The following is a 9,700-nucleotide window of genomic DNA, read 5'->3' on the forward strand; positions in this document are numbered from 1 at the left end:
GTTCCCGTGTTTGTCGGGCTATCCGGCAACATCAGTGATGAAAGATTAGAATTGGTCGATTCGAGGATAATGGTTCCGCTGTTATTTACATCATTGGTTATTTCAAGAGTGGCACCCGGTTTCAACGTCAAATTACCATTCGGATTAATGGTCAGGTCCATACAGAACGCGTCACCGTCAATTTCCGGCATATAATCCACTTCAGTGGCTGCCGGAATCTCAACCACTGTATTTCCTGAAGGAATATTCCCCGATTGCCAGTTTTGAGTATCGAACCAGTCGGTAGTATACCCGAGCCACGGATAATTGCTTACTGAAATGGATCCAATGGAATAGAAATTACCCTCTCCAAAATCATTAAATGATGCAATCGGATTGGTTATTAAGGTACCATTGTTTTTCCCGCCATCATATAAAACTTCACCTGTTACTTCCCATTGGTTATCAGGGGTGCTCTCTTTCCACCCCACCAGTCGAAGATCATTTCGCTCTGAAGGATCGGAAGAGATACCACTTTGGCTGTCCCATCGAACCGTCACATGAGCATTGCTGCCTTCGGGCCCTTTAACTCTCCAGAATTCGTTACGGCTCACAAAAGCAACGGGATAAACAAAACTTTCAGGATTGTAACCATAATTGGCCGGATTGTCGTTGAAATACTCAGCTTCCCAGGCAGATACTCCTGATGTAGAAGTGCTGGAAACCTTTACCTTTCCGTATCGGCCCGAATGTCCTACCGGAAATTCAAAATAACTGCCGTGATTGATATATTTAACCATAGGGCCTTCAACATAGGATGAAGCATTGCCTCCGACGACGGCATCAACAGACGGACTGGTAAGTGTTAAAGTCCCGTTATGCGTGGCGATACGTCCATCCAGCAAACTGAGAACATTACTCACTTCCACGGGACTGGTGAATTCCACACCGGTTGGATTATTGACAATAAGATTGTAGAAAGCACTGGTTCCGGCAAACGACTCTGTTCCCTGTATACCCTGCGGACTGCTGCCATTTAATTCGACAGCTGCATCCTGGCCTTCTCCGGCATCGAATGATCCACCATTAAAGGTAATGTTACCTTCAACCGAAATGGTCTTGTCGTATCTGTTGTCAACCAAAAGACTTCCCGAACCATCGATTATTAAATCACCTTTGATACGTATTAATGAATTGGGGAATTCGCGCACACCGGAACCTGAAAATTTCAGGTTGTTAACATCGTAAATACCACCAAGCACCGGATAACTCACACCATCGCCACCAAATTCGATGGTTCCGCCACCGTGATCGAAGAAAGTGGAATACTCTCCTGCCGGAACACCGGCCGTTTCAAGATAAAGTGTACCTGTACCGTCAACGATACCCAGGCGATGTCCTTCAGTACCGGGAATAAGTAATCGCCCATCTGTTGAACCGTCAATATGCGTTTTGTAAGAAACTGCATAATCAAACGGAATGGTAACGTCATGCTGTATTTCAACAATAGCACCCCGTGGGCCTCCGGCAGGTGGTGCAGGTGTCCATACACTGACATCGGTCCAGTCACCATCTTTTACCGAAGTGTATACAGGCACCTGATCCGGAATGGCTTCATCAATTCCCGCGGTGTAATCACCTGATATTCCTTCTGCATTGGTTGCCGAATTAAAGTTAAAGGTGAGTCTGTGAATGTTTACATCAACATCTCCCAGATTCTTGTTCCATTCTCCCGTCCCGCGGGATAAAATCCGTGCGGTAATGTAATCGTCATAACTATAGCCGGGTTCATTAACCTGCACCAATGACGGAGCATAGCTCATAACAAGTTCACCGGTAAAGTCAGAAAGCCCGCCGGCATCAACCACCCAATAATAATGCAATACATTGTCGGGTTCTATCATCGTGGTACCCGGGTCATCCACGATACTGGGATGTACCTCATCGGATGCTTTAATCCGCAAGTAACCATCCGATGCAGAATTTCCTGTCATGTCAAGTTCAACGGGTGTGAAAATGCCCTGACTCCCTATCGGGAATATAAAACTTGCTGCCCCCGGTGATAAGTATTTTCGGATACCGCCATCTGCAAAAGAAGCATTGGTTTGAATCATATTAGCAGCCGAAAACTGGTCTGATGAATTGGAGATTGTTGCCCCTGTTTCAAACACAATTTCATTGTTACCAATATCAAAAACACCTTCTTCGAGTTGCAGGTTCTCTTTAATAGTGATGATGTTACCGGACTCCTGACTAAAGCCGGCACTGTTTTCGAACCATAATTTTTCAAAACTTCCTTCACCGGTTATTTTTTGCTCTACACTGCCATTCAGCACCACACCATCACCAGTGGAGCCACTCACGAACTCACCATGGTTCACCACGTCGCGTAAAACAAAAATATTGTTGCCATTATCGTCGAAAACACCATCATTAAGCGTCAGCAGATAACTAACTGTTACGTCAGTTCCTGCACTCAACATCAGAGAACCTTCTCCGTTTTTAGTGAGTTTGTAAAAGGTGGTATTTCCTTCAATTTGCTGATTGGAAGCTCCGGTAAAGAGAACTTCATTTCCGGAAGGCACAAAATTACCGGCATTAAACCAATTGGAATTTATCTGCATATCCAGTCCGCCGGCATCGAGAGTTGCACCACTGTTGATGAAAAGGTCTCCTGTCATTAAAAGCGCTTCATCCTGCAATTCTACACGCGGGTTATTATTTCCGTTTATCTCAAGTTCGTTTAAGGGAACAGATGTCCGTAAGCCAAAAGCATCCTGACCGGCAGGAGTATTACCATTGAACAAAACAATGCGGCTGCCAGACAAGACTGATGTTTCAGGATCAAGATTCAATGCAGGAGCAGTAGGAACTGCACCGTTCTGACGCAATATTTCAAAGCCTCCACCTGTATGCCTGAACTCACTTCCATCATTCAATACCTCAAACATACCTCTGGATGAAATTCCACCATCGTCTGTTCCAATATAAACATTACCGTTCCGCTGACTGTATTGCAATACACCCATATCGTTGGTTGCAGACCGGCGAATTTGAGACCCGACATTCAGCGTACCTCCGGTAACTTCGATGCGTGCGTTCCCCGACGCCGAATAAACAATCGGATGATCGCCACCACTCATATCAAGAACCCCTCCGGAAACACGCAGCAAACCATCGAGCGAAAGACCCGATCCACCATTAATGTGCAAGGTTCCGTCGCGTACTTCAAGCCCGGAATTGCTGTTAATCTCAAAATAATCGTCACCAGTAGAAAGATTAATATTAATATCGGGATGATTGGCAATAAACAAACCATTCTGTAATTCAAGTGCTTTCTCCACACCGGCACCCGATGTGGGGCCGTGAAGATTAAAATCGCCATTAAACTGAGCCCTGGAGTTAATCGAATTTCCCTTATTTACCACAAGTCTGTATAATGCGGGAATATCGCCATCCACATAAGTATAAGTCATATTATCGCTGCCATCAAGAACCAATGTAATGCGATCCTCATTTGTTGCAGTGAAAAACTGCAAACCATTGGGATCACTTCCGGCAGATTCCTGAATAATATCGCCACCAACAGTAATGGAATGTTCATCAATGGTAGTATTGGGGTTCTCCACAAAAATGTAAGCACCTTCATTTTTCATTCTCAAGTCACGAGAAACCGTAATATGTCGCTCAGTGTTATTTGGGAAAACAATACTTGCTCCTCCACCACTTGGATTACCTTCAGAAGAAACGTTTTGTTCAAACATAATCAGGTCACGACCAACGGTTATATCACCGGATGCACCATCCGATAATATAAGATTCATATTACCCAGTATCTCAAAATTACCGATAGTTTCAATATCGTCGGGGAAAGTCACATTTTTGTCCTGCTGCCCCCAGTGGTCATTCGAAATTAAAAGATTGGGTGCTACTTCGGGCGCATTGTTGTAAGTTCGATTGTTCCAATTATTTTCATAAACGATGTAAGACGAATCGTTTTGAGCAAATTCCCCGATATCCATAAGAGAAAAATCGGGATCGGACCACCGGTTCCAGAACATACCTTCGCCCCGCACCATTCCAGCAATCAATTGTCCCGACTCATTAATACACAAGGTAGGCCGGAACTGAAAGTTGGAACGGTAAACCCGGGGCACAGGGTTACCATCGGCATCTTTCATCTGTGAGAAAATCACTTCGGCACATTCCCGGGTATTGTTATCTATCCAAATCCCATGAGGCTCACCTTCTTCACCACTGCTTTGGGTGTTTCCCCAGGGTACCCAGCCAATAACAGCAATATCGCCGGGGCCGGGATAATCATCCGCGGCCGGTTGTCGTGAATCGTGATACTCGTATTCATCTACAATACCATTGTTATTGATATCCTGTAAAATATCGCTGCGTGTCCATGCGTCCAAATCTGTCCAACGGGGCTCCCTTCTTACATCCCTTGTATAATAGACCAAAGGCGCACCGGTGAAACAATCCGTATTCCCGGCAGTATAATTCGATTCCGAAAGCTCGAAGCCATTACCGGAACCATTGAATGTAATGGTATTGGCATTCTCATCCACTTTGGAATTGTCATTTTCATACGAACGGGTAAACGGATTAACCGCTAAAACACTTCCCGGGTAATATTCGTTTTCATTCCCGTTTACATCGTCATCGTAGTACTTAAAAAGATACTCTGCTTCCGGCAACTGATCAAACCCTTCATATCTGACCCTCCAGTAATACGACAATACATCACCGGCATTTATATCGGCTGTCTGCAATTCCCGGTCAACCGGGTTAATGGTAATGTAACCATCGTCGGTATTGCTTCTCAAAGTTATCTGCGCATAGGTATATTTTGACTCCGGGGCAGTTCCGGAATCTCCCACGCCAAAGGGGAAAGCAAATGTACTTCCATCTGAATCAGACGGAATATATATTGACAATCCGCCATCGGAAGCCATGCCGTTGGTAATGATCATCTGATTAACGTCTCCGTCAGATACCGGGTATGGATTTAATGTTCCGTCACGGTGCAAATAGTCAACCTTTAAATTATTGCTGCCTATATTGATGCGACCATGATAATAGGCAATTCGCCGGACCACAACATCGCTGTTAAATGTAATAATGGCCTCCTCGGGAGTAGGATTCAATTTCAGGTTTCCGATTTCCGCCCCGTCTTCAGTATTGATCTCTACATCCCCGTCTTTAAGCATAATCAGTGCATCCTGATGGGTTACGCCATGCTCATAGACCCCGCAAACACCATCTTTGCTGATATTAACAGGTCCAAATAGCCGGGCAGCATACATCCCCTGATCAAAAGTACCACTCTCCACGCTGAATTCATTATCAACCCTGATAAGACGGGCATGCCAGGGCGCTTCCACATTATCGGCACGCTTGGCATCGTCTCCGTCAAGCGTCAGTATTCTGCCTGCCGGTTTATTTATGGTTACATTCCAGAAGCACTGTTCGTAACCGTCTTCCACATCATGACCGATGTACAAAGTTCCATCGCTGTTTCCGTTAAAGATGGTGGTGTTGGGTTTGGCAGTATCGTATAAGTATCCCCGATAAGCCGGTGTTCCACCCGGCCCTGCCGTCGCATTGGCATCAACAGTCATATTACGCCCAACCGATACATTCATCCCGTTATGGTCGAGAAGGCAATTCTGACCAATGGATAAATCATTTATCACTATCAGTGGCTGAGCTTCCAGATCCTGATCAGAACTACCCACATCCAATCCTTCGGCAAGGATGAATGAGCGATTATTGCCGGAAAAATTGGTCAACTGAAGATTGTAAAAAGGTGCCCGTGAAGTAATAATAAAGTCTCTGTTATTCCCGATATTGCAAATTACAGTGCCTCCGGTAACAGAAACATTGCCAGGTTTGCTGTTTATGAATATTCCTCCGTCGGCATTTGCCTCCTCGATATTGAGTACACCCCCCGACATTTCAAAAGAATTGTCCTCGTGGGTCAGGTTAAAAACATAATAATCGCTGGTAGTACTCCCACCTAAAACATTAACCGTTCCGCCTGTTTGTATATAAGCTCCTTTGTGTTCTTCACCCAGCACGGAAGTTCTGATCTGATTGGTATTGAGTGTTCCGCCTTCAATGCGCACGATACCGTTTAGCCGTGTAGTAATACCACCTGACACTTTTGCTTCGACCAGCCCTGAAGTAACCCGGAGTTCACCATAAGGCACCAGGGCGTTTCCGCTGTTTTTGAGAACCGTTCCGCCGTCAACCCAGATACAGGCATCGGGGTAAATATGGTAATTGCCTGAGGTGTTGAGCATATCAATATCAATATTGGGCCCGGGTTTCACTGTGCCGGAAATCAGCCCCAAAGCGTTGTAATTCTCCGTTTCGGTATTTTGATGATCAGCTCTTCCAAAAAGATTGAAATAAGAAGGAGACGAAGCATTCAGAAAGACAGTTCGGGAGCGACTCCCCTTATTGATTTCCAAACGGTAAAAGTTAGTAGTTCCATTACATGTTATGGTCTGATCCTTCTGCTGATTCAAAAGATTGACATCCACAATACCATCGGTGGCTTCATTGTTGTAATCGGGAGCAGTCCTATTGGTAAAAGCAACCTGTCCGCCTGAATTGTTAAAGTCGCCATACAAATTTAATTCGTGACGGGCATTGGCTGTTCCGGTAACAATACCACCCGATGAATGTACCAGCAAATCACCGCTGACAGTCATCTCAACACTTGCAGTTGAAGCGTCGTTTCCAATGCTGACAATTCCCTGTTGAATGCTTAACGTTCCATTGACAGTAAAATCGGACAATACAGCCATTTTTGAAGAAGGACTATCCAATACAACATCCACGTTAAAAAATTCCCGGATCGATGAAATGGTGTATCCCTCACCGTAAAACTCAACTTTTCCTTCTCCTTCGCCCCGGGTAACAAAATCAGATGCATCTCCGGCAGGGAAATTATCTCCGGCCATAGAGATAATTCCGGTACCGCCAATTGTATTAAAAGTATGCCCGTTGGTTGTTCCCAAATCGAGTTCACCATGAACAGTAAGTGCCTCATTTTGGAGGTTATTCATACCATCCGGCACAGTCACTTTTTTACCACTGAGTATCACTACTTTATCGGAAGCTGAAGTTGGTGATGTGGACGGGGTTAAATCAAAAGGATTATCGGGGATACAACCGCATGGCGCCAGTGTCCATGTTTGCGGGTCATCCCAGCTACCGGTAGATTTCAAAGAGTACCAAATCCGGCTACCGCTACCCTGCACGGGACTGGTCTGTTGATCGGTACTGCCAAGCGTAAAGTAACCCTCAGTAAAGTCGGCGTTCGAAACTTCAAACCAAATTCTGTCACCTTCTACCACTCCCTTACCGGCAACATCTACCTGAGAATAAGTGCCGGCAGGAGAATCTTTTCGTAATAACACATAATTATCAATCTCCTGAGGATACAATCCACCGTCAAAACCTTCGGAAAGATCAAACGAAAGCCGGACATCAGAAGTCCCGTCTTTCCGGACATACCAGGCCCTGTTCCAGGCAGCCTCTGCTCCCGAAGCCGTAACATCTGACCCTACATCTATAGATGCCTCATCATTTACTGCCCCGTCATGTCCCGCGACTATAAAATCGCCTTCTGAAGCTCCGTTGAGGGCAGGATAAAGTCCTGCCGAAGGGCCAAAATCCCTGACTGAGGCACTTCTTTGTACCCAGCCCGTTGCATTCTGCCAAAAAGCATCATCCCCGGGAGTATATGAAATATGCACCTCATCAATGTCAATTCCGTATTTCTCACTCAGCCAGGTCTGTACCAAAGCACGATGAAAATCTGAAAGATTGTCTTTATATATAATGATTTCAGCAATTTGTCCCTTAAAGTAAGTAGAGTAATTCTCGTCAAGTTTACCGATTTCGATATCAGCAGCCGTATTATTTATCGGGTCCGGCCCTGTCAGGGTGAATGCGCCGTTATCAAGCGTACCGTTTTTATATATCTTTGAAGAATCGTTGACTTCAAAAATATAATTCGCTATATAAGAAGTAGAAGCTGTATTGGGAGCACCCGAAATGCGATTGTTGCTTGTAGAGTAATCAGCATTTAATTCTAAATCATCCCAAATAAATAAAGTAAATGTAGCATCATTATGCCCGTTCCTTTTAGAAATAAGTCCCTGCGGGCCTGTTCCTGCGCCGGTGTTGAAAACCACAAAAACCGACAATTCGCTGATGTCATTAAACACTGCATCATGCTCAATGGAAAGATTGCCACTATTAAATGAAGAAAAATCCAGTGCATTTTGTCCGCCCAAAGTTCCTAATGAAATATTTGCCCCGGTATTAACGGCATCATGTCCATTACCTGACTTGTCGAACCAGGTATCACCGGAACCAAAAGAAGATAAATCGGAAGCATCCAGCCACAAAACATTCTCGGGCAGACCATCAGTTCCGGTTGCATTTCCCACACCGGCAGGCCCGGTTTGGGCATTAAGATTTAACAATCCGAAACAGAAAGAAAAAAAAGGAACAAAAATCTTAGTAAAACTTCTCATAGCACAGAAGGGTTAAAATAATGTATAGCAACCACAAAACTAACTGATTATACGTTACCATTAAACTTTCGCCCCTGACATTTTGGTCACAGACAACAATGAAGTGGTTAACGAAGGTTAAATGGAGATAAACGAAAAAGCCCCGTTCCGACTTTTCGAAACGAGGCTTTCAAACTTCACAGGGTGATATTTTTCGGCCCCCTGTCTAATCCGGGGGGATAAGGGTATCCGGGTTTCGGTCGCAACGCCGTAGCTTTTTTCTCTTTTACCGGACAGATTTTACTACCAAACTGTCACCGCTCCGCGGTTAATTTCTACCACCTAACCTGGACAAGCCAGAACCAAACAAATTTATACACATTATCTGTCGCCGCTCCGCGGCTATTAACAGCTGTTACAGGGTTGGCAATACTAAAACCGCGGAGCGGTGACAGAGCGGTAACATTACCAATAAAGTCAGTAACAATTAACCGCGGAGCGGTGACAAAGCATTAATTTTGCCAAAAAAAACACGAATATCAGGGGGAAGACACTAATCACCTGTCGACCTAATCACCTATTGACCTAATCACCTGACGACCTTACCGGTTTCAACAACCCCACCGGCATTTACACGAATCACGAACACGCCACTGTTATCAGGCAAATCAACTTCCGTTTCCGGTTCATTGGTGTTGACACTGTTCATCAACCGGCCATTTATATCCATTACTTCAATGGTTGCATCTGAAGTCTGCAATAATTCCTGACCGATACAAACCACTACAAACTCCTTCTGCCCAATGATCTCTATTCCGGTAATATCATGCTGTTCCGGTTCTTCAACACTGGTAGGAACTTCCGCTACCTTCTCAAGATGAAGGACAAATCGGTCGTGATCATCACCCATTTGTGTCGGTGTATAAACATACTCGTTCACTTCTTTCAGGTTTGTCCATGAACCGGTGGCCTTGTCCTCAAGATAGACCTCATAATTGGCACTGAATTGAGATAGATCAACCTTTATGGTTACTTCGCCTTCAACACGATTGCGAACACTCAGCGAAACAGAATACGCTTCTTCCGTCAATACAGGCAAACCATTTATCGCGTAGGGTGCATCATTTATCCGCGTATAAATCTCCGGTACATTCTCTGAGCTGTTAAACTGCTTTTCC

General features: G+C 44.8%; 2 protein-coding genes. Both read right to left on the reverse strand.

Features of this window, described 5'->3' with window-relative positions:
* A partial coding sequence (locus OQ5_RS21405; protein ID WP_044107998.1) for a hypothetical protein occupies positions 1 to 8,543 on the reverse strand: 8,543 nt, incomplete at its 3' end.
* Positions 8,544 to 9,111: 568 nt separating this feature from the next.
* The coding region (locus OQ5_RS21410) for a T9SS type A sorting domain-containing protein (protein WP_016778536.1) at positions 9,112 to 9,700 on the reverse strand (589 nt) is incomplete at its 5' end.

Origin of the sequence: Anaerophaga thermohalophila str. Valhall, assembly GCF_000250735.1 — a bacterium.
Taxonomy (GTDB): Bacteria; Bacteroidota; Bacteroidia; order Bacteroidales; family Marinilabiliaceae; genus Anaerophaga; species Anaerophaga thermohalophila_A.